Origin of the sequence: Paenibacillus sp. FSL W7-1088 (genome assembly GCF_037969855.1) — a bacterium.
Lineage (GTDB): Bacteria > Bacillota > Bacilli > Paenibacillales > Paenibacillaceae > Paenibacillus.
The window spans coordinates 3,846,886-3,870,041 of the sequence record NZ_CP150216.1 but is presented as its reverse complement, the minus strand read 5'-3'; the positions used below and the strand labels follow the sequence as shown (position 1 = coordinate 3,870,041).

The window sequence follows — 23,156 nt, the reverse complement described above, 5'->3', positions numbered from 1 at the left end:
CAACACTGCTCCTTGTTATATATAGAATTATCCTTTCAAACACCCTGTTTGATTAAACTCCAGATGCGTTCAAACCGCTCTTGGTAGTCTGGTGAATTCCAGGATTCTTTAAAAGAGGGAAGACTAAACACCGCAAAAGCAGATAGGATTGCCTCTGCCCGTTCAAAGTGAGGATCGTTATAACCCATAAACCCATCAATAATGTGATATGAATCCCAGAGCACATCCCTTAATACCAATGGATTACTGTCCACATATTGTGTATTCAAAGCGAACATTTTGGGATTCTCATTATAAGCGCGTTTTTTGGCATTCACAAATGCCCAAAGCCAATCGTGGAGCACTTCCTGTGGTGAGGCCAAATGAGCCATGTTTATACTGATTTGTTCTGAAATCATCCGATTGAACCAGTCTTTAGCTACGGCTGCCCAGAGTTCTTGTTTATTTTTAAAATGCTTATAAAGTGCTGCATGGGTGATATTCAATTCATCCGCTATTTGTGAGAGTGTCACTTCGGATTTCCCCGTGCCCTCAATTAATGCCTCGGCGGTTTCAATAATAAGCTGCTGCGTGATTTTAGCCCTTTGTTATGGCAGGTGAATATGGGGCATTTTGAAGCGAGCAGTTACTGCTATACCCCAGTATCACACCGTTTTGCCAACCCTTCTTTCGTTAATTAGTCTTTACCAACCGATAATATTAGAAGTTCCGTCCATAATAGGGGCGAAGACTAGACTGATCTCATCAATTAAACCTTCATTTAGAAAGGAACCATTGATTACACCTCCACCTTCAAGTAACACTTGATCAGTACCTAAGAACGGAAGGAACGACCTATTACATCGCGGTCAAAAGACGCACTATGAACGCGTCGGATTATTCAAGCTAAGAAAAAAAGTCCCCACGAACGCGATCGCAAACTCAACATCAAAAGACGAAGAAGCCTCCGACCCGGTTCGGAGGCTTCTTCGTGTCGAGAAAGTCCGACTTGGTGCAAAATGAAAGAGTGAAGGGAGAAATTCAGTGAAGACATTAGGGTGTCGGGGGACAAGAACATGTTCCTATTTCCGATTAGGTGTATATTTAATCGGTATTTTGCTGTTAATTCATTAAACTAACGGGCAGATTACTTCCCGGAGGCATTGGAGCAGCCGACCTCACGGGAAGTAGTTGCAAAAATCCTCTACGCGGCGGCCGAGCTGCATACCCGTTACAAGGATCGCAAGGGTTGTCTGGGCATTCACGGCGCCTTGGCCGGCTCGGACGAAGCCGAACCAATTCGGCGAGCTCTGATTGATGCGCGTGCGGATGGAGAGGCATCGCTGCGTGCCCGTTTCGAACGGGCAAAGCAGGAAGGCGACCTGCCGGAAAATGCTAATGCTGCAGTCCTGGCTGCATACGTAATGACGGTGCTTCATGGTATGGCTGTTCAAGCCAGGGCTGACTTCTGTCGTGAAATGCTGGAAGCTATTGAGGAGCAGGCGCTATCGACATGGCCCAGTGGTAAATCTATATGACGTGTAGAATTGAGGGCGCTGAAGGTAAGCGCCCTCAATTCTTTTTAAAGTAGGTTCTTCAGTTTTCGCGGGAAACCTTATCATAAATAAGGGCAAGTTTTTTGCTGACTTATTCGTGCAGAAATTGCAAGGTATTCATTTTTTATTTCCGATAAAATTTACCTTGAAGGGTGGGAACACGATGGATTTAATCTTGTTGAGCAGAGGAAATTTTTGGTTATGCCAACAATTAGTTAAAATCGAATTAGTATAAATTCGAGAAGTAACATTCATTGTATAATGGGTTTTATTTCCAATGTAAGCCGAGGTACATTAAAGCTTTTGTTCAAGAATACGTTCGCGTCCACCTGATGGCCAACACTACTCTTCAGAAAATGATCCTCATTGGGACAATAAAGAAATTTTCAAAGCTACACACGATACTAACTTGCTTGTTTACGTGGCCTGTTCAATCTTCGGAATAACTTTAAGTGGAAAAAGAGACGATTTCCCACTTAATCTTTTTGAAGTAGTAGAGGTTCGATGGCTATCGCTATGCGTATTCGTAAGCTTTCAGCTGGATCTTTGAGTTTCACACCCAGCAGTTTTTCACACTTTTCCAGTCGATACACCACCGTATTTCGATGAACGAAAAGTTGCTTGGATGTTTCGACAAGCTGGCATTGTGTATCGTAAAAAGCGTTCAAGGTGCGCAGCAGCTCTTTTTTTTCATGTTCATCTGCAACTTGCAGCAATCCGTTCAAGGTCGCTTCATAAAATTGTTTCAGTTCGTTGTGGGGAAGCATATGGAATAAATATCCGATATCCTTTGCTTGGTAAGATTGGACGAATTGCTTTCGTTTTAGCCAGTAGCCGAATTGCATTGCATTAACGGCTTCTGTATAAGAATGTCGAACGCCGAGTACATTTGTTGCAGGTTTACCAATGCCGATAGAGAGACTCAGTCCAGTCTCATGATGGAGCTCTCTAAGTAATCCTGACAGCTGCTCGGTGAGTTTTGCCTCATCCCACCCCGACTCAGGGATAGATAGCAGAAGACAGTAGGTATCATGTTTGGTAAACATGACGAAGGAATGTTCTAACACACCAAAAAGACGTTTGATGTGCTCGTATTGCTCCTCTTGCTCCGTGATATTATCTCCTTTCGGAGACGTCGAACCCTCGTATTTAGGAAATCTTTGATGCATGTGATGCACCTCGTCATTACGCATGGTCAGTACGACGCATGCATGCCCCTTGATAAGTCCATATCTCTTGCCGCGGTTCAGCGCCTCCTGCTCAGAAGTGATGTATCCCTCGATCAGATCGGAAAAAAACTCGTTCTTGTGTCTGCGGGAGCGCTCCTTGACAGCCTGTGATTTGGTCAGCTCCATTCCAATGACGTTGGAGGCCTGCTCGAGCGTCAGACCGAAAAGGCCAGTCCATTGATCCGGCGAATGAAAGGATAACAAATAGCCTTCGTGGCGGTAAGTCTTTACTGGATATACCAGCATACAGCAACGTTCCCGGACTGATGTGTCGATGAAGCACAACGAAGTGGGGTTAGAAATATCGGACAAGTCTTGAAGTGTAGTTACTGCGGCCGTAGTGAGCTCAGCAACACCTGTATTCTGGTTGGAGGCGGAGATGGTTTGCCATTTGTTGTTTAACAGGATGACTGGGGATGAGAACAGTTTGGACAGGGAATCGATAATGCCGGAAATTCCTTTGCCGCGCATGATCATTTCGGAGAATTTTTTGTGGATGCTGAGTGCATATTGCAGTTCGTCGCTCTTATTGTTCAGAATAACACTGGTCGATCGCTGTAAAATTTCGCCGAGGGATAGACGGACATCGGAAATTTCGATGATGGGAAATTCGTTCTGCTCCGCTTCCCTAAGGATGTCATCGGGGATCGGCAATTCAAAGCGCCTGGTTTTGATGGCCAAGCCCGAGCAATGAAGACGCTGCATGTCCCTGATCAGATGAATGAACATGTCTGGCTGCTGCTTCATGAAAAAGCCGTTGGTCAGCAAGAGCTCGTTGGGCCTCAGAAACCGAATGATATCCGGACAGTCCATAATGTTGACCGTTTGAACCTCGCGTACTAAACCCTTATGCCCCGTGATCACTCTGGCATCATCGTAAATGCTGTTATTCAACAAATCTGTCAGCAGCACATCGACCCATCCCTTTCTGGAACAAGTTGTTTTGTTGTTAAGTAATATAACACTATGATCATGGAGAGTAAATATCTTTGGTTTGATCATCCAATATTGCTAATTATTTTTATCCTTTTCATCCAATGATTTCTTATAAGGAGTGAATTATGCTTAAAGTGTTTCTTGCGTGTAATAAAAGCGTACATGGATGGAGGTTGTAATGATTGATCTTCTTATCACGGATACGGTGTTGTCCGGGGGTGTAAGGCGAATGGATGTCGGGATATCCTCAGGCAAGATTGCATTTATCGCGCCATGCGGGGAAAGGAAAACGGAAGCGTCTTGTGTAGTGCAGGGCAAAGGGGGCTTATTGCTGCCGGGCTTTGTCGAGCCGCATATTCATTTGGAAAAAGCATATTTGCTGGATTCCATGGATCGGGAGGCGGAGTCTCTCCAGGATGCGATTCGGATAACAGCCAAACTGAAAAGTTCATTCACGAAGGAGGACATGTACCAGCGCTCGCTGGCTGTCATTCGGGAAGCCGTCAGGAATGGTGTAACCCATATGCGCTGCCATGCAGAGGTTGATCCGGTTCTCGGACTCAGAGCTATCGAATCTGCTCTTCGTCTCAAACAATCCTTAAGACATCTACTGGATTTACAGGTAGTTGCCTTTCCCCAAGAAGGGGTGTTTAAGATTCCAGGGACTGCTGGGCTGATGGAAGAGGCCATTCGTATGGGAGCCGATGTGATTGGAGGAATCACTTATCAGGATGCAGACCTGGGGGAGCACTTGGATTTTGCATTTGGTCTGGCAGGGAAGTACGGAAAACCGCTGGATTTTCACGCGGATTTCTCGGTCAATTCCAACGACCGTGCCGTTGTGGAAATTGCAAAAAGGACAATTGCTGCAGGAATGCAGGGGCATGTAGCCGCCGGACATGTAACCTCGCTCGGTTCCCTTCCTGAACACGAAGCTTTGGCTATCGGAGAGCTTCTGTGTCGTGCCGGAATCAGCGTCATTACGCTGCCGATGACGGACCTCTTTTTGAATGGAAGAGAAGGCCCCGAAGGACACCATAGAGGTTTGACTCCCGTGAAACTGCTGCAGGATTGCGGAGTGAATGTGGCGATTGGCATCAATAATGTGCGCAACCCATTCACGCCGTTTGGCAAGGCAGACCCGATTGAGGCTGCCTGGCTATTGGCGATTACTTCGTACATGGGCGGCAAACGGGATGCGCTCATCTTGACCAACATGCTGACGCATAACGCGGCACAGGCGTTAGGCATTGATAATTATGGCGTTAGGGTCGGCGCTCCGGCTGATATGGTATTGTTCGGAGAGCGGTCGGAAAGGGAAGTTCTGCTTAATAAACCGGAGGCCCGCACGGTTTGGAAATCGGGATTACAGGTAGCTTGTACTGACTCCAAACCTTTGGAATTACCGTGGTTGTCGGATGGGATTGAAACAATCTGATTATGATGTAAGGGGATGGAGTTATGGAGAAAGGCTTAACACTCGTAAAAAATGTCAAATGGTCGGAAAACCTGTTTGATCTAACGATTGATCAAGCAACTGGACTTATTGTCAGCATTGAGACTGCCGGAACGGATGCGGATCTCACATCTGTAAATATTGCCGGTAGGGCGACAACCGTTATTGACGCCGATGGGCTGCACTATGTACCGCCAATGGCAGATATGCATACCCATCTGGACAAGCATTTTATCGGTGAGCCGTGGAAGTCTTTGCAGCCGTTTGTCACGCTGCCCGGACAGTTGGAATTTGAGAAAAGCATGTTGGCGGAACTACCGACCGGGGCGGGAGAACGTGCGAAACGAATGTTGGATTTAATGCTTGCCCAAGGTACAACGACAATCCGCACACACGTTGACGTGGATCCGCAAATTGGCCTCTCTCATCTTGAGGAGATCTTGGAAGTGCGTGAGATATACCAAGGACGCATCGATATGGAAATTGTGGCGTTCCCCCAGCAAGGCCTGCTTCGATCTGACTCCGTTTCCGTTATGCGGCAAGCGCTTCGTGCTGGAGCTAACTATGTTGGTGGTGTGGATCCGGCCGGACTGGACCGCCGGGTGGATGCCAGTCTGGAAGCCATGTTTGAACTTGCGACAGAATTCTCTGCGGGCATCGACTTGCATCTGCATGACCCGAGTCATCTCGGAATATACACGATCAGCCGCTTCGCCGAACTGACAGAACAAGCCGGTATGTCCGGCCGTACCGCGGTAAGCCATGCCTATTGTTTGGGCCAGGTTGGGGAAACGGAGGTGCGCTCACTCGCAGAAAGGTTGTGTGCGACCGGCGTAGCCATCATGACGAGTGTGCCCATTGACAGGCCTATGCCCCCTATCAAACTGTTGATGGAAACGGGAGTATCCGTGCATATCGGTTCCGATAACATTTTGGATTCATGGAGCCCATTCGGAAATGGCGATATGCTCTCCCGTGGGTCACGTCTCGCTGAAGCATCCGGTTGGGTGGAAGACTTCTGGCTGTTAGAAACGTACAAGCTTATATCCAATGCGCCATTAACTCCAAAAGTGGGTGAACGAGGCACTTTCTCGTTGGTAAATGCCATAAATGCCATGCATGCGTTGGCGGCGGCACCTTCACGCGAAGCTGTATTTTCGGGAGGTGTGCTTGTTGGTGGTCGAATGTTTCCGAACAGTAGACAGATGGCAGCCATCCATTCGTAACAATCTTTAATATACATGAAGCAGCGCATCCTTTTTCAGGTGCGTTGCTTTTTGGCATGAAAAGGCTGATCAGATGACGTATAAAACGTTGCTTAATGCAATTTATGTGATAATACATGACACTTAAATTTAGACAGCCTTTTCTTTTGGTGTAATAATCCAAATGAAATCATTTTTTTTAGTGAATCACACCAATGACTGAGGCTTCCTTACATCGTATTATTCTTATAAGAACAATTCCGAGTCACATAAACTGACATTAACAGAATAGGAGGGATATTGGAGGAGTTACAAAAACCAAACATCATTGTTACGAACAGGGGGAGAGAGACATGCGTCGAGGTTTCCATGCAAACCGCATCCAAAACATCAGAAAGCATGGGCTGTTATTGGTCATGATTTTGCCAGGCATTGTCTATCTGTTCATCAACAATTACTTGCCCATGTTCGGCATTGTGATTGCGTTCAAAGATATCAATTTTGCAAAAGGAATCTGGGGAAGTGACTGGGTAGGCTTCGATAATTTCGCCTATCTGTTCCAAACACAGGATGCTTGGGTGATTACCCGAAACACGTTACTCTACAACGGTGCATTTATCGTGCTTGGAACAGTACTCTCCATAGCTGTGGCCGTATTGTTGAACGAGGTAAAAAAGCGATTCGCCTCCCGACTGTACCAAAGCATCATTTTGCTGCCCTATCTGATCTCGATGGTCATTGTCGCTTACTTGGTTCTGGCATTGCTCAACGAAGAAAACGGATTCGTTAACCATTACGTGCTTCCTTTGCTGGGGATTGACCCCGTGTCGTGGTATGCGGATTCCGGTAAATGGCCCTTTATATTAAGCGTCGTATATCTGTGGAAAAACGTCGGTTATACATGCATTGTTTATCTGGCCTCAATCGTAGGCATCAGCCAGGAATATTATGAATCCGCTACGCTGGACGGAGCATCCAAGTGGAGGCAAGTCTGGAGCATTACCCTTCCTCTGCTTAAACCTACGATGGTTATTATGGTGCTTCTTGCAGTGGGACGCATCTTCAATTCCGATTTCGGATTGTTCTATCAGGTTCCGCTGAATTCGGGTGCACTGCAAACGACTACAGATGTCATTGACACATACGTTTATCGTGGATTGATGACTTTCGGGGATTTCGGAATGTCATCCGCTGCCGGACTTTATCAGTCCATAGTCGGTTTTCTGTTAGTATGGACGACCAATGCGATTGTTCGTCGCAAAAACCGGGATTTGGCGCTGTTTTAGCTAAGGGGGGAGGACAACATGTATTCAAATAGGATTTATCAAATGGCTGTTCACCTCGTGCTCATCATGATGGCAATCGCTGCAGTGTTTCCGTTTATACTTCTGATATCCGCTTCCCTAACCGAGGAACAAGCCATTATCAGGGATGGTTATCGTTTGTTTCCGGCTCAATTCAGCTTCGATGCTTATGTGTATCTGTTTAATCAGTATTCGTTGATTCTGCGGTCGTATGGAATTACGACGTTCATCACGGTTGTGGGCACGATCGTTGGATTGTTGATCACAACCCTGGTCGCTTATCCGCTATCCAGAAATGTGCTTCCATTTCGTTCGTTCCTGTCATTCTTCGTATTTTTCACCCTGCTTTTCAATGGGGGGCTGGTGCCCATGTATCTGGTTTATACGGACCTCTTCCATATGAAAGATACCATCTGGTCGCTAATCATCCCGAATTTACTGACCAACGGGTTCTACATTTTGTTGATGCGCAGTTTCTTTTCCACGTCCATTCCCGGCGAAGTCGTGGAGTCGGCCTATGTGGATGGAGCCAACGAATGGGTTATTTATTGCAAAATCGTTCTCCCGCTTGCTCTCCCAAGCCTGGCAACCATTGGTCTGATGCTCATGATTTCGTATTGGAACGATTGGTTTAACGGTCTGATCTTCATCAATGACGGAAGCCTCTACAGCATTCAAAACCTGCTTAATCGAATGTTGTCTGATGTCCAGTACTTGCAGCAAAACAGTTTGTCTGGCCAGACGGCTGTTGTCTCATCCGTACCTCTCGGCAGTGTGAGAATGGCTATTGCCGTAATCGGCGTGTTGCCGCTGATCGCAGCGTATCCGTTTTTCCAGAAATTCTTCGTCAAGGGATTGACCATTGGTGCCGTAAAAGGTTAGTCATGCTTCGTATCCGAGATGTCACATCCAAAAGCAAACATGGGGAGTGAATGAAGATGTTCAGAAAAAGATTACCTGCGGGTTTCATAAAGGTAATGTCCTTAATTTGTGCGGCCCCTCTATTGTTGGCGGCATGCGGAAATCCAGACAGTAAGGATGGAGTAGAACTGGAGAAAGCTTCAGCAACAGACATGTATGAAGTGGTCATGACGTATCCGGCTTTTGGGGATGTAACGGATGTTAAGGAAATTCAGGAAGCCATCAGTGATATTACAGCGGAAAAGGTAGGCGCCACTGTGATGCTCTTGCCTGTTAATGGATCTAACTATGCCAATCAAATGAACTTGATGCTGGCGGGCAGCGAGAAACTGGATCTGGTGTATACCAGCGTTTGGTTCGGCCTTGAATCCCAAATCGGCAGGGGGCAGTTACTGCCCATGGACGAATCATTGAGTGAATTCGGTAAAAAGATACTGGAGGCTGTTCCGGAGGAAGCTGCAGAAGCCGGGAAGATGAATGGCGAAACATATGGCGTTCCCAGCATTAAAGCTTGGGCACTTTCTCCCAGTTTGGTGATGGACAAAGAGCTTGCCGATAAGCATGATATTGACCTTAGCGCCATAAAAACCTGGAATGATATCTCTGCTGTATTGCAGCGTATTAAGGACAATGAGCCGGGTGTCACGCCAATTGTCAGCTATACCTCGCAGGAAACACCCGGACAAGCCATGCTGAATTTTGATCCATTGGGAACAGCACCTGGCGTACTGGATTTTGGCGGGGAGGATTTCACCGTGCAGAATCTTTTTGCGACTTCGCGGTTCTCCACAATGGCTGACCTGATGCGTGATTGGTACCAAAAAGGTTATTTCAGCAAAGACGTGGCAACGTCACAGGAAACGGGGTCCAATCTGATCAAGGCAGGCAAAGCCTTCTCGTATATCCGGAATATCAATGAGTGTTACTCGGAATCGCTTGCGGCTAGGACCGAACTAGTATGCGTACCCCTTGAGGACTCGTATATGACGCGTAATAGCGTAGCTTCGAACATGATGTCTTTGGCAAGGAACAGTGAGCAGCCGGATAAGGCGATTCAAGTATTGGAACTGTTTTACTCGGACGAAGCAGTCATTAATCTGTTTACCAACGGTATTGAGGGCAAGCATTATGTTAAGCGGGATAATGACCTGATCGGCAAGCCGGAAGGTGTTACTGCAACAGGATACGATTCAAACCAATATGCCGTGGGGAACAATTTCCTGTCCTATATATGGGAAGGGAACGATCCTGACATGTGGGATCACTTGAAAGGTGAAAACGAGAGTGCCGTAAAATCAAGGGCGATGGGCTTCAGCTTCGACATTAATCCGGTCAAAACCCAAATTACCGCGGTGGCCAACGTCCAAAACCAGTATGATGCAGGCTTTCAGACAGGAACTTTTGACCCGTCAGAACTGGGTGCTTATATCGACAAACTAAAGAATGCAGGCGTAGAGAAAATATTGACGGAAAAGCAAAACCAGTTAAACCAATGGCTTGAAAATAAATAGAAGGAGCTGATCATACATGTTTAATCCTGTCATTGATGTTCACCACCATATCATCTCTAAAGAAATGCAACGAAAGCAGCGGGAGCTGGGAATGGAGATTCCAAGTTTTATGCCGAAGTGGACGCCCGAGATCGGGATGCAAAAAATGGATGTATGTGACATCTCGTTTTCATTCCTTTCAGCCCCGTCAGACCTGACGTTCATCGACCAATCTTCTGCCAATGCGTTGGCACGTAAAATGAATGAAGAGCTCGCATCGTATGCTCAACTTCATCCTGAACGGTATGGTGCGTTTGCAACACTTCCACTACCGAATCCCGAAGCGGCCATGGAAGAAACCTTGTATGCATTTGATGTTCTCGGGATGGATGGAGTTGCAATGCTGACAAGTTATCAGGGGAAATATTTAAGCCATCCGGATTACACCGAATTGTTAACCGAATTAGATCGGCGCAGTGCTGTTGTGTTTCTGCACCCCATCCTCATACCGCAAAAAATCGCTGGGCTTAGTCCTGCACTGCTTGAGGGCACCTTCGATACGACGCGGGCCGTCACTACGATGGCTGTTCATCGCATTTTTGACCAATATCCATCCATTACATTCATTCTTCCCCATACAGGGGGCATGGTTCCGTATATCAAATGGAGAATTGCGCTTGCCGCCATTGGGCAAGATTCGATTCAGGTTGAAACAACGCCGGAACAATTTCAAGCCGAAATAGCCAAACTGGACCACCTTTACTATGATTCCACGTTGAACCTCGGCACAATCCAAAAGTTGATTGCGCCTGATCGGATTTTGTTCGGAGCGGACATACCATGGCCAGCGGACAGCGTCCTTCGTATACAGCGGGAGTGGGTATTCCATGAAGCACAGCAGATCAGCGAAGAAAACGCGAAGATGATCGCTTATGGCAATGCCTTTCGTCTATTTCCCCGCATTTCTAAGCTTTTTGATATAGAGAAAAAGTTAATTTAAAGTGACAGGAAACGATTAACCAATAATATAAAGAAAGCAGCGGATCAAAGTGATCGGCTGCTTTTATTCAGCTATTATTTTAAGTGGCGATTTAGATCTATATGAACGTGTTGGGTTTCCAGGAAACTTTTTATCAGTTAAGTTTGGATCACTTTCAAAATCTCCTAATGGTTCTACTATGTAGATTCTTTCTTTTGCATTGAATCTTGCCAATTCAGCACCCCATTTGGCAGCATTTAATGTTGCAGTAAAGTATATATAGTTAGAATTTTTTTCTTGGTAATTTGATAAGAATTGGTGTTCTAATAAATCACCAATTTGCAGTTCTGCTTTTGTACCATGAAAAAAAGGACCTTGATCTATGATCACTTTTTTGTCATCCATACTGATGTGGAAGATGGGCATCCGAACCATTAGAGCCTGGCGAATACGCCTCTTTCTAAATTAAGAAGTAAGTGGGGTGGTTAATGGAGAGGTCATCTGGAGAGTCGCAAATGGGCTCGACAATTCGCCGGTAACCGTCAACTCGCACAGTACTCAAAAGGATATCGGAAACGGAATGACCCTGCCTAGGGATTTCACAGAGGCTTGGGAGATCGAAGTGGTTATCCTCGATATCTGCACAGAAGTATGCAGAAGAGCCCGCAAAAAGGGGCTGATGGGTAGTATCGTATCCGTGAATGTGTCTGGAGCGGATTTTGACCACCCAACGGGTTTTAACAGGCAGGTTAAACTGTCTGATCCTACAAACATAACTGTTGATGTGTGCAAGATAGCCAAACGCATATTTCATCAACACTGGGACGGGCAACCTGTACGCCGTGTAGGCGTATCCCTTTCTCAATTATCCAACGCGGATACATTTCAACTATCGTTTTTGATGATCAGGAGCAAAAACGAGCCATTGATCAGGTGATGGACGACATTAAGGATCGATTTGGCGATATTGCCATTCTACGAGCGAGCTCCATTACGGCTGCCGGTCAAGCGATAGATAGAGCATCTAAAATTAGGGGGCATTACAAATGAGCAAAAAACTGGAGGCCAATGGATTAAGGGAATCGAGCCGCATGATGCTTGCACAACATAAAGAACGAATTATACAGCATCGTACTTGAGTTCACTATCAAGCGAAACCTCTGATCCATGAAGATGAGTGACTGAGTTTAACAATAAATTATTCCGTAAGAGGTTTACTTTCATAAAATGACACTATTGTGGAGCAAAGTGAAAGTAGATGTAACCTTAATGCTAACTGAACATATAAACGTTGATATTACTGATATGCCCAGATCACCACATTAAATTATCTCTATGGGGGGATTAAAATGAGTAAAACGAATGAAGAGTTTATTAAACAACAGCGAGTTGGCGACCTCCCGAAAGTGAAACTCATGGCTCCTTCGTTAGATGGTGGTCCTGATCGCGAAGTGACCGTTGTTTACCAGCGTACGGGGCATATATTTGAACAGAACAGCTATGATATCGTAGGAGCATATGTACAAAATCCTACGTAATATTAATATGTAAGTTTTGTTGACCAAGCTATGAAGCTACAGTACTTTTATATAGTGTTACACATCATATACGGACATCCACAAAAAGAGAGTGTGGGAGGTCCTTTTTTTTGTGGCAGAAAATGATTGTGGCGGTGAGGCAAGTGGGATCCTATTTTCATATATTTTGTCCCGAAGGAGTGACCAGTAAATACAGACTGATTGTTTACGATTCTAAGAAGGAGCCCTTTATTCCGTTGACCGAGTATGATCGCGATCAGATAAAGCGAATAAATGAGAGTTCAATTTTAGCATATCTAAACACCCTTAAGACGTTCTTCTATTGGATTGAAAAGAAAAGCAGCTATAAGGGGGGCAATCGTTCAATGGGATGGTGAACCCAAAGGCGTTAAGGAAGCCGTAAGACAATATTTAATTAAAGAGATACATTGTAAAGTTCGAGGCAGAGAAAATCATGGAGGTATTCACATGACGAGTAAAAGTTCAAAAACTGTCAAGGGACAAGAACTTGTACCAATTACCGGAATGGACAAGAACATAGTCCGATTTTCGATTAGATGTATATCTAAACATTGATGACGTATATTTAATACTTCATTAAGTACCATAATGGGTTGGTTAGGTAGTAATAAAGTCGAAATACCGACTGAAACGAGCTGTTGAGGACAAGTACTTGTACTGATTGCCGAATTACACAAGAATATAATCCCATTTCCGATTAGGTGAATATCTAAGTGTGAGTGAGTAGTGAGTCTCTTTTAAAGACTAACAGGCAAATGGTTGGATTAAGATCAACGCTACGAAGTATTTCCACTGGAACTGTAATCCCATTTGGAATGGATAAAACAAGCTCGGTTAATAAGCACTTTAATAAAGAAAAGGTGTCGAAATTTATAGAGGTCATTAAGCTCGGAAAGATGCCATGCTACGATCTCGTTATTATATAAATCCTAAATGAAAGAAAGATATACCAACGTTTTCTAGTATGTATACAGGGTGATGTCTGGTAACCGCCTAGAAGACAAATGCTTCTTTATTTACACAGTTACTCAAGATACACGAGTCTCACATATTTCACAATACTTCTACACATGGCTTTGGCAGTTTGAAATGGCTAGGAGGTGACTGATTTAAGATAGGAAATCAACTTATACTTGGTGGTGACAAGATTTTTAGCTAATTCACTTAACAATGATGATTTTTTTGTCTGGAATCCGTATAAAATCTTATATTTTGCTTTAAAGCAAAAAAATGTAATAAAAAAGAAGGAATTTCAACTATTTAATAGAATTATATTCAATATATTATAAAAAATTCCAGAGAGGCTGGTGTGATATGGATAGTGCTGTACTTACGTATGATCCCTTACATCCGGACACTTTAGAGAATCCTTATCCAATCTACAAAAAATTAAGGGAAACCACGCCAATATTTTGGCATGAGAGAATGAAATCTTGGGTCTTGACTCGGCATGATGACTGCATGAAGGTTTTACAAGATTCTGATTTGTTTGCATTAGATATGAGAAGAGTTGGAGTGGAAATTTCAGATGTTCGAAAAAATTTACAGTCATTAGACCCTCCGGAAAATGGACCTTTAAGAGCTCTAATGATGAAGGCTTTCAAGTCGCAAGATATTGAGAATATTAGGGCGAAAATACGTACTTCTATAAATAGTACCTTTCAAAAGCAGGAAACGTATAAGGAATTTGATTGGATGAAAGAGGTGTCTGCTCCTCTTGCTTTAAGCTTGACTTCTATATTACTAGGAGTGGAAGAACCAGAATTGGAACTATACATGGAGATTTCTGATGCTATTGCATACCAAATGGATTCAGGATTGTCCCCTGAAAATTTTGAGCCTGGAGAACAAGCAAGAAAAAAATTAAACGAGCTAGTTGATTTATGGTTTGAGTCAAACGCTACGACCGGTATACTGCCGTATATTAGAGCGAACAGCGAAAAAGCCAATGTGCCAAGTTACTATATTAGAAATACAACCGGTACTATGTTTAATGCTAGCTTCGGTACTTTATATGCTACGTTTGGTAATGTGGTACTCGCTTTAATAAACAATCCTGAAATTCTTCAAAGTTTCAAAGACGAATCATTATTTTCATCTGGAATTGATGAGTTAGTAAGGTTTGATGGCCCAGCACAGGGGACGAGTCGATTTGCTACAAGAGACACTGTAATTAGGGGCACAGCAATAAAAAAGGGAGATATTGTACTAACTTTATTGGCTGCAGCGAATCGAGACCCCCTTGCATTTCCAGAACCAGATAAGATTATTTTAAATAGAACAAATAATAAGCACTTAGGGTTTGGTTGGGGCCCTCATACTTGCGTAGGCACTTTATTTGGGAAGTTGGCAATAGGCGAATTAATCCATTCTCTGCTTTCTGAATCAAGATGTCTTGAGTTAGTTCGTACTCCTACAAGAAGGAATACAGCAACGGTTAGGTGCATCGACGAACTCCCAGTGTTATTTAGTAACATTTAATTATTTTGATTCATACAATCTTTCTACTTGAAGGAGGTGATATCTATGATCTATACACATTAAGAGTGTTTGAGTATTACTTCAAACGGAGGTGAATACTATGATCTACACGCACTAATAATTCTCAATAGTAATACTTCTATGGAGGTGATTACTATGATTTACACGCATTAATTTAACATAACAAAAATGAGCCAGAGTCAGACAGTACATAATTATGTTAGTCTGGCTCTGAATATTTTGTTTTAAAAATATAAACAGGAGTGATTAATAGATGAAATTAAATAGCTTTGATGACTGGTCTCCTTTAAAGGAGATAATTGTTGGAACAGCCCAAAACTACATATCGCATGAAAGAGATCTATCGTTTGATATATTCTTTCATGAAAACCTTTTTAAATCGGACTGGGCATATCCCCGTTTAAATAAGTCGTCCAAAGAGGTGAATGATCTCAACTGGCAAATCAAACAAAAGTATGTTGAGGAACTCAATGAAGACGTGGAAGATCTTGTGAATTTACTAAAAAAATTCGATGTAACTGTTCATCGACCTATGATTTTACCGTTTAATCCACAAAATATCAAAGGACTTGGGTGGGAAAGTGCACCAGTACCAGCTCTAAACGTTCGTGATAACACTTTAATTTTGGGAGATGAAATCATTGAAACTCCTCCAGCTATTAGATCTAGGTATTTAGAAACTAGATTGTTAGCTCCAATATTTATGAAGTACTTTGAAGCCGGCGCGACTTGGACCACCATGCCTAGACCAATTTTAACAGACATGTCTTTTGATCTTTCCTATGCACGTGATTTAGAGACTACATTAGGTGGGCCTACTGAACCTATTGAAGATCCCGAAAGTTCTCCTTATGATGTGGGATTTGAGATGATGCTCGATGGTGCGCAGTGTTTAAGATTAGGTAAAGATATTATCGTTAATATTGCAAACCAAAATCATAAATTAGCCTGTGACTGGCTTGAAAGACATGTCGAGAACCGTTATAGAATTCACAGAGTTTATCGGATGAGTGATAACCATATTGATAGTATGTTGTTAGCACTTAGACCAGGAGTTTTTCTAGCTAGACATAAAGATCTAAAAGATTTACTTCCTGAACCGTTTAAAAAATGGAAAATGATAGTACCTCCAGAACCAAGCGCAACCAACTTTCCTACTTATGATGATGGCGATTTATTATTAACAAGTCCCTATATAGATTTGAATGTTCTATCAGTTAATCCAGAAACTGTACTAGTGAATGAGGTATGTGTTGATTTAATAAAGACACTTGAAAAAGAAGGATTTACAGTTGTCCCGGTAAAACATCGTCACCGTAGACTTTTTGGAGGAGGGTTCCACTGTTTTACTCTTGATACAGTAAGGGACGGTGGGCTGGAGGACTACACAATATGAAAATAATAATCGGAAATCATATTGAACATTCAATACTAAAATTGAGCAACGATGATCGCATCTTTTCGCAACGAGTTATTTGGTTTGCTGAAGATGGAGATTTAATCATTCTACCATCTAAACCAGACATGCAATTCCTACAGCATGTTACATCTCTAACTGGGGTGGATGCAAACAGCCTTAAGTTTTTCGTTACGTCTAATAACAAATCCAATGAAAAACATTTTGATCCCCAGGCTTTATATGAGGAACAATTTATAAACAGCATTCGAAAAGAAATAAATAATGTAACTCAGGTATTACCAATGTGGCCATCACCTGCTATTGCACACTTTGTAGAGAAACTTAGCTTATCAGATAAATTACAAGGCGCATCCTTTTTCTTACAAAATGGAGTTGAACTGGTTAATAACAAAGCTTATTTTAGGGTATTTGCTACGGCAGCAGGCGCACCTATTGCAGATGGAAGGGTTTGCCACTCAATTGAAGAAGCTGAACTAGCAATACGAAATCTATTGTCAATTAATGATGCGGTAATGATTAAACAGGCACACAATGGAGCAGGAGCGGGGAATGAGTTGCTTATAAGAGATAAAAGTCTGGGAGTAGGTCATGTAGGGGCAGTTCATATGCATGTACTGAGTACAGCTAATGACCCTATTAAAAGTTATTTAGACTCGCGTTGGAACTGGGCTTCTGCAAATGGAAAGAGGCCTGTTATTATAGAAGAGTTCATTCCAGATGCAAAAACAATATATGCTGAATTTTTTGCTAACGATGAAGGTGTTTATTTTACGGGTTCAGGACGTTTAGGATATACTAATCAAAGGCTTGTTACAGAAATAGCTCCTTTAAGAGGTATCTCAAAGGAAGTAGAAACAAAATTAACAACTTATGGTGAATCACTTGCCAAGTTCTATCAATCCATTGGATATCGTGGTTATTTGTCTGCTGATGCAGTTATAGAAAAAGATGATAACATAGTATTCACTGAGGTAAACTCTCGCGTAGGCGGTTCTCTGCATGTTTATGATTCAATAGCTAATAAAGTAGTTAAAGCTAAAGAAGAGCCAGAAAGAACTGTAGTTCAATATCACTCCCCACTCAATTGGACACCTGTTGCTTTTGAAACTTTTCACCAATTTTTAGAAGACAATAATCTACTTTATGACTCTTCAAAACGTAAAGGAATTTTAATATCCTTACCGATTCTACTTGAGGTAGGTGGATACGTGAGTTTTTGTATTGTTTATGAAAATGAACAAGAAGAGAAGCAATATTACAGTTTATTGGATAATCAGTTTAGCACAAAAAAACTCTATCTTTGAGATCTAACTAGCAAATGATTGTTATTGGAATACTAATTTAAAATATTGGTCAACTACACATCGTAGCCCTCTTAGGGTTCTTTGTGTTTTCAGAGGTTCATAAAAACCCAATAAAATTATGGTATGATTGCCTCACCTAGATTTGTGATGCAGTCATACCATAATGACTAAAGTGAACTGTCCTATTACTGAGTAAGATCCGAAGAACTTGCCTCAACCTTTTCAATTTTAGAATTATCATAAACTTTATAAAGTCTTATATATACGAGAGCACTCAAAGCAGCAAGAATTAGTATTGTACTGAATATCCCAATAGGGGATATCCATTCAGACATAAATACAGTTACAGGGGCTAAAAACCTACCAATTGTGAACTGCAATCGTGATGCTCCCATATATTTCCCTCTTGCATTTTCGGGTGCATAGTCAGCTATAAAATTATCAATGACAGGTGCTCTAACAATCTCACCGAAAGTAAAAACAATTGTAAGTAAAAATAGAATCCAAATGTTTGTGGTAAAACCTAATAAAAATGTTCCTACACCAGCGAGAACAGCTGAAAGTATAAAAACATTTTTATCACTCCACTTCGATAACCACTTCGTTACAGGGAGGACAAAGAATACAAATAAGAGTCCATTCAAACCCAGCATCCAACCTAATATTTCACTACTATTGAGCGATAAGTTAAAGTTATTCCAATTAAACAGATCTTGAGCTGGAACATAATCATTCACATAAATCGCTAAATATAAATCTAATTGCATTGTAATTATGACTCCAAGTACTCCACCAAAGAGATATAATAAGAATGGTTTATCACGAAAAATTGTTCCATAACCGCTCCATTCTTCTTTGAATGCAGCTTTGAAAGTAGTTTTTTCTAATCTTTTCAGTTCGTGGTTTGGCATGGATTCGTATACTTTTAAATAAATTGCAAGTGCATATAATAACATTACAATAGCACATGTCCACAGTAATTCACTTCGATAATTGAAGAAGAAAAATGCCCCAAGTGCTGGCCCAAGTACTGCTCCTATATTTTTAGCGGTAATAAACGTTGCAAAAACCTGTCTTCTTTCTTGAGGAGGAGTTAAATCAGCGACCATTGCATCACTCGCCGGGCCATAAACAGCGCCCCCTAGACCTATCCCTATAAAAGATATGTAACTTATCCAATCATTACCTGTAACAGCAAATCCGACAAACATTATGGCTTGGATTGAGGCACCCAATAACATTACAAATCGTCTACCCATTTTATCCGCGAGATATCCTCCTAATATGTTTCCGAAGATTGAGATTAAAGGAGGGACTGTCATCAATAATCCCGCAATGTGATTTCCTAAAGATTGACTGAAGTAAATCGTGATAAAGGGAAAATACATCCAGTAAAGTAAGTTAAATATGGTTTCCGCACTGAGCCGTATCTTTAAGTTTAAATCCCATGACTTTATTTTCATTCAATTACCTCACTTTTTTAATTTTTTTAACTGTCTGGAAAATATCGGTAGATTAAATATAGCCAGAACCCAGAAAAAAATATAGACTTTTTTTTATTTTTTTTCTATAATAATAATGTAAAAACAATATAATACATTTTTATATTCAAATGACCCAAAAAAAGAACAAATGTTCTTTTCTGCGAAAAAATTATTCATGAATCCCACCTAAAGCAAAGCCTACTTGCTCTAATCATCTGGCATGACAAGTCATCTATATTGTGAATTGTTTTGAGACAAAATGTTAACCCTATGAAGTCGCTAAATTAGCGGCTTTTTATTACATTCGGTACAAGTTTGTATCCCGAGCCAAGCACCTGATAAATTATTATAGTTACGATTTAATCCTAGAAGGATGGTACGATAATGATCAGTCTTAAACGTATGACCGCTTGCTTGGTTTTAGCCGCATTACTATTGGGATCTACAACTGCAGTAGCCGAATCCGAGATGCAGGAGCAGAATGACAAAAATATAGCCACTTTGATGTGGAGGGGAATTCCTGGCAGAAAACATGAACGAGCACTGGGCCAAGCGTCTCTTTCAATGGGGTATCTCTGAAAATATAATTAATGGATATTCCAATTACAGCTCTAAGCCTGATCAAGTAATAACAGAGGCTGAATTCCTCAAGATGTTATACAGAGCAATGAGTATGGCTATTCCAAATGCAAGTGCAAATAGTGCATACCTACCCAGTGAGAGTTGGACAGAAGGTCTCTACAGGGTAGCTAAGCGATATAACCATCCGACAACTGGAGAAAACAACTTTGCGATGAGAATGCAGTCCATTACCAAACTACGTGCTGCCGAAATTATCAGTGCAACTCAAGGGGTTCATTATACTGGCCAATATGCTGTCGCCTATCTGATCGTACATGGATTACCAACAGTGAAGCTAATATTCCAAAGCAGTTTGATGAGGAAGGTACACTTACGAGGGCAGAAGCACTTTAATGGATACGCAAGCTTGCTTTTCATGGAAGACTTAAGATCTATGAAAGACCAAAAGTTTCTACAGATCTCAGTCTTCTTCCTGATCTGATAGACATATCTTCTGAAGTAATTCCTGATTTTAGTACAGAGCCTGTTACTGATGAGGATTTTAATTTGTACATTCTTGGCGATTCTCCAGAACTTAGATTTGGAGATTCGAAAAAATCAATTGATGTACAATTCGGAGAATCTAAAGGAAAGAATATTTTTGATTCTGATACATATCCGTTATTCACTGCACACTTTAACCAGAGTGGAGAGTTAGATGGTTGGAAAACCGACTCATACATGCAATACTCACCTAATACAGCTTCTTCACTACTTACAAAAAAAGGAATTGTATTGGGTGAAAGTACCTTATCAGATATTATAGATCGATATGGGTCATCTGGAGTGAGCGGTCAAGGCATCATAGAGTATTTTTATAAGAAGATGAGCGATGGCACCTATCAGGATATTTCAATCTATGATCCAATCCAAAATATTGAAGTTGTGTATACGATCACGTTTATTGTCGATGATGAAACCCAGGTACTCTATCATATAATGGTAACATCTTTAAAAACTGCTTTAAATTATTGATAGATCTTTGTGTTATTAAATTATCGGAAAATGAAAGAAAGCAGCTGATCAAAGTTGAACTGCACCCCAATTGTTAGACACCATCTAACAATTGGAGGTGCAGTTTTTTTGTCAAAATTTAATTCAGACTTGAAAATAGAAGCTATTCATCAATATTTATCAGGAAATGAAGGGATTAAAAGCATTGCGAAATCCTTAGGAATTAATCATGAAATCCTGCGTATGTGGATCAAGCAATACGAATATCACGGTTTAAAAGCTTTTGAAAAAACCTATACAGCTTACTCTCTAACCTATAAACTAGACGTACTCAACTATATGAACGAAAATGGGACGTCTCCAAATGAAGCTGCGGTCATTTTCAATATCTCTTCTCCAGGGGTTATTCGAAGGTGGCGCAGTCAGTTCAATGAAAATGGGATCGACGCCCTAAAACCAAAGATAAAGGGGCGTCATTGTATGACGGATAAGAATAAAAAAGGACTTCAAAAGCAAGAACCTGCTATGGGTTACGGATATTACAGAGTTCAAGTTGTTTGGAGAAAAGATGTATTTATCACCTGTTCTGGACTTGTATAACGGTGAGATTATTACGTACACAGTAGGGTCTCGCCCTACGTATTCCTTAGTCTCCGAGATGCTAAATAAAGCCTTTAAACGCTTGTCCAACGAGGATAAACTCCTCCTGCATTCGGATCAAGGCTGGCACTACCAGATGAAACAGTATCGACAGGCTTTAAAGGGACAAGCGATTACCCAGAGCATGTCACGCAAAGGGAATTGTTATGATAACGCAGTAATGGAGAACTTCTTTGGCATTATGAAGTCAGAGTTTTTTTATCTTCATGAATTTGAAAGTGTAGATCACTTCAAACAAGAGCTAGCACGATACATGGATTACTACAATCACAAACGCATCAAGTCAAAATTAAAAGGCATGAGTCCGGTACAATACCGGGCTCATGCCCAACAAATTGCATAAAATATTTGTCTAACTTTAAGGGGTGACTTCAAGTGATCGGCTGCTTTTATTCAGCTAACGGGCAGGTTATATCGTTTTAGAAGAGTTCTACTAGTAACTTATAAGTCCAACTCCATTTTTTGTTTTTCGTAGGCTAGCTTCAAATTGCTATTCATTCTTGCCAAACACTCATAGGGTCCCATGGCTTGATTTGATTACCATATTTTCCGGCCAAAAAAACTTTCATGTCTTCCAGCTTAGCAGGCACCTCGTTCCAAATTGGAAGGGGAGGTAACCCTCGTTTGCTTTTCAATAGGATGTCCACTGTAACATACAAGCGTTCTGGCTGAATCCAATGAAGGAAGCGGGAAATATCAATTTGCTTGGTCAGGGACAAGGCATCAATTTCGTCATTGTAATGCTTGTTGAACTCGCTGATCAGGTTCAGGAGGTAGTCTCTCTGCTCCTTCACGAAGTCCAGGCCGCAGATGGCGCCATGTCCTGGAATAACGATTTCGGGTTTAATTTCATCAATAATGCGGTCAAGCACTTTAACCCAATTGAGGGTTCCCTCTTCACTGTATGCCGTACACCCGTTAAACACGACATCGCCGGCGAACAGCACTTTTTCTTTTGGCATCCACAGCAGCAAGTCACTGTCAGAGTGGGCCGGAGCAACGTTGTAAATCATTACTTCCGTATCGCCAAGACGGATGTTGATATCGTCCTTTATCTCAATATTTGGGAGCACCCATTCTACGCCTTTCAGGTCGAATCCTTCAAATTCCGCTGCAAAAAACCGCTCGCCCGAAGTAGATTCCGGAGAATCCTTTCCTCTTCTGATGACGCTGTCCATCCAGGCAATATTTTCAGTAAGACGCTCTCTGGACGCTTCCTTGTGCATAATAATGCAAGCATCTTCAAACACTTTGTTTCCCCAGGCATGGTCGCTATTATAGTGCGAGTTCACCACATATGCGGGAGAGCCACCGTTGCTTACTTCCTTAAAAGTCTCCCGCATTTCCCGCGCATGGAACAAATCGAAGAACGTGTCATACACTAGCCCTTCACCCTTGTTGATGAACCCGGCATTGGCCCAACTGATCCCGCGATACGGCGAAATACCGGCAAAGACATCATCTGCGACTTCAAAAAATTTAACGCGAGGTTTTTGAATAATACGTCCATACTTCATAAAAATTCTCCTTCGTGTATATGTTTTTTTTGGTAAGTCATACTGACTATGTCCTCATTATAGAAAATGGAAAACAGAAA

The 23,156-nt window shown here is 42.0% G+C and carries 18 protein-coding genes and 2 pseudogenes; 15 read left to right on the top strand and 5 right to left on the bottom strand.

The genetic code is table 11. From position 1 onward, the window contains the following. Positions 1-35: 35 nt before the first annotated feature. Positions 36-557 carry a TetR/AcrR family transcriptional regulator gene (locus tag MKY42_RS17415; protein ID WP_339852960.1) on the bottom strand — a complete coding sequence of 174 codons (522 nt, stop codon included), beginning with the start codon at positions 555-557 and terminating at the stop codon, positions 36-38. A gap of 693 nt (positions 558-1,250) precedes the next feature. Between MKY42_RS17415 and MKY42_RS17410 the strand changes: the two genes are divergently transcribed. Then, positions 1,251-1,517 (top strand): hypothetical protein, encoded by a 267-nt coding sequence (locus tag MKY42_RS17410; protein ID WP_339843571.1) that lies wholly within the window; start codon positions 1,251-1,253, stop codon positions 1,515-1,517. Between the two features lie 494 nt (positions 1,518-2,011). Here the strand turns inward: MKY42_RS17410 and MKY42_RS17405 are convergent, their stop codons facing one another. Next, the gene (locus MKY42_RS17405; protein WP_339843569.1) at positions 2,012-3,658 is read right to left on the bottom strand and encodes a PucR family transcriptional regulator ligand-binding domain-containing protein; all 1,647 of its coding nucleotides are present in this window, start codon (positions 3,656-3,658) and stop codon (positions 2,012-2,014) included. Between the two features lie 220 nt (positions 3,659-3,878). Between MKY42_RS17405 and MKY42_RS17400 the strand changes: the two genes are divergently transcribed. The 6 genes from MKY42_RS17400 to MKY42_RS17375 all read left to right on the top strand — a co-directional run bounded on the left by MKY42_RS17400 (position 3,879) and on the right by MKY42_RS17375 (position 11,076). Next, the gene (locus MKY42_RS17400) at positions 3,879-5,138 is read left to right on the top strand and encodes an amidohydrolase family protein (RefSeq protein ID WP_339843567.1); all 1,260 of its coding nucleotides are present in this window, start codon (positions 3,879-3,881) and stop codon (positions 5,136-5,138) included. Between the two features lie 23 nt (positions 5,139-5,161). Next, a complete protein-coding gene (locus MKY42_RS17395; protein ID WP_339843565.1) occupies positions 5,162-6,382 on the top strand; it encodes an amidohydrolase family protein in 1,221 nt (406 codons plus the stop codon). Between the two features lie 332 nt (positions 6,383-6,714). After that, positions 6,715-7,647 (top strand): ABC transporter permease subunit, encoded by a 933-nt coding sequence (locus MKY42_RS17390; RefSeq protein WP_256222077.1) that lies wholly within the window; start codon positions 6,715-6,717, stop codon positions 7,645-7,647. A gap of 18 nt (positions 7,648-7,665) precedes the next feature. Continuing rightward, a complete protein-coding gene (locus MKY42_RS17385; RefSeq protein WP_339843561.1) occupies positions 7,666-8,547 on the top strand; it encodes a carbohydrate ABC transporter permease in 882 nt (293 codons plus the stop codon). Positions 8,548-8,603: 56 nt separating this feature from the next. Continuing rightward, entirely contained in the window at positions 8,604-10,097 is a 1,494-nt protein-coding gene (locus MKY42_RS17380; RefSeq protein ID WP_339843559.1) for an ABC transporter substrate-binding protein, read from the top strand. A 16-nt stretch (positions 10,098-10,113) separates the two neighbouring features. Continuing rightward, positions 10,114-11,076 (top strand): amidohydrolase family protein, encoded by a 963-nt coding sequence (locus MKY42_RS17375; RefSeq protein ID WP_339843557.1) that lies wholly within the window; start codon positions 10,114-10,116, stop codon positions 11,074-11,076. A gap of 66 nt (positions 11,077-11,142) precedes the next feature. Here MKY42_RS17375 and arr read toward each other — a convergent pair. Beyond that, positions 11,143-11,460 (bottom strand): annotated as a pseudogene (gene arr, locus MKY42_RS17370) (NAD(+)--rifampin ADP-ribosyltransferase); the annotation flags it as partial. 76 nt (positions 11,461-11,536) lie between these two features. Here arr and MKY42_RS17365 point away from each other — a divergent pair. The 5 genes from MKY42_RS17365 (at position 11,537) to MKY42_RS17345 (ending at position 17,840) form a co-directional block, all read left to right on the top strand. Next, complete coding sequence (locus MKY42_RS17365) at positions 11,537-11,992, top strand: hypothetical protein (protein WP_256222076.1); 456 nt, start codon at positions 11,537-11,539, stop codon at positions 11,990-11,992. Positions 11,993-12,404: 412 nt separating this feature from the next. After that, positions 12,405-12,593, top strand: coding sequence for a hypothetical protein (locus tag MKY42_RS17360; protein WP_090898779.1), 189 nt, complete (start codon positions 12,405-12,407; stop codon positions 12,591-12,593). A gap of 1,335 nt (positions 12,594-13,928) precedes the next feature. After that, the gene (locus MKY42_RS17355) at positions 13,929-15,095 is read left to right on the top strand and encodes a cytochrome P450 (RefSeq protein WP_090898776.1); all 1,167 of its coding nucleotides are present in this window, start codon (positions 13,929-13,931) and stop codon (positions 15,093-15,095) included. 274 nt (positions 15,096-15,369) lie between these two features. Next, on the top strand, positions 15,370-16,512 hold the full coding sequence (locus tag MKY42_RS17350; protein ID WP_090898772.1) for a glycine amidinotransferase: 1,143 nt from the start codon (positions 15,370-15,372) through the stop codon (positions 16,510-16,512). Beyond that, positions 16,509-17,840: a hypothetical protein gene (locus tag MKY42_RS17345; RefSeq protein WP_339843553.1), complete on the top strand. Its 1,332-nt coding sequence runs from the start codon at positions 16,509-16,511 to the stop codon at positions 17,838-17,840. The genes MKY42_RS17350 and MKY42_RS17345 overlap by 4 nt, the downstream gene beginning before the upstream one ends. A 185-nt stretch (positions 17,841-18,025) precedes the next feature. Here the strand turns inward: MKY42_RS17345 and MKY42_RS17340 are convergent, their stop codons facing one another. Further along, complete coding sequence (locus MKY42_RS17340) at positions 18,026-19,303, bottom strand: MFS transporter (RefSeq protein WP_090898764.1); 1,278 nt, start codon at positions 19,301-19,303, stop codon at positions 18,026-18,028. Between the two features lie 553 nt (positions 19,304-19,856). On the opposite strand from MKY42_RS17340, the gene MKY42_RS17335 reads away from it, so the two are divergent. From MKY42_RS17335 to MKY42_RS17325, 3 genes and pseudogenes are all read left to right on the top strand, one after another. Beyond that, the gene (locus MKY42_RS17335; protein WP_090898761.1) at positions 19,857-20,387 is read left to right on the top strand and encodes an S-layer homology domain-containing protein; all 531 of its coding nucleotides are present in this window, start codon (positions 19,857-19,859) and stop codon (positions 20,385-20,387) included. A gap of 65 nt (positions 20,388-20,452) precedes the next feature. Beyond that, the gene (locus tag MKY42_RS17330) at positions 20,453-20,920 is read left to right on the top strand and encodes a hypothetical protein (protein ID WP_090898759.1); all 468 of its coding nucleotides are present in this window, start codon (positions 20,453-20,455) and stop codon (positions 20,918-20,920) included. A gap of 108 nt (positions 20,921-21,028) precedes the next feature. After that, positions 21,029-21,902, top strand: a pseudogene (locus MKY42_RS17325) (IS3 family transposase). Between the two features lie 151 nt (positions 21,903-22,053). Here MKY42_RS17325 and MKY42_RS17320 read toward each other — a convergent pair. Further along, on the bottom strand, positions 22,054-23,076 hold the full coding sequence (locus tag MKY42_RS17320; RefSeq protein WP_339843549.1) for an MBL fold metallo-hydrolase: 1,023 nt from the start codon (positions 23,074-23,076) through the stop codon (positions 22,054-22,056). Positions 23,077-23,156 lie beyond the last annotated feature (80 nt).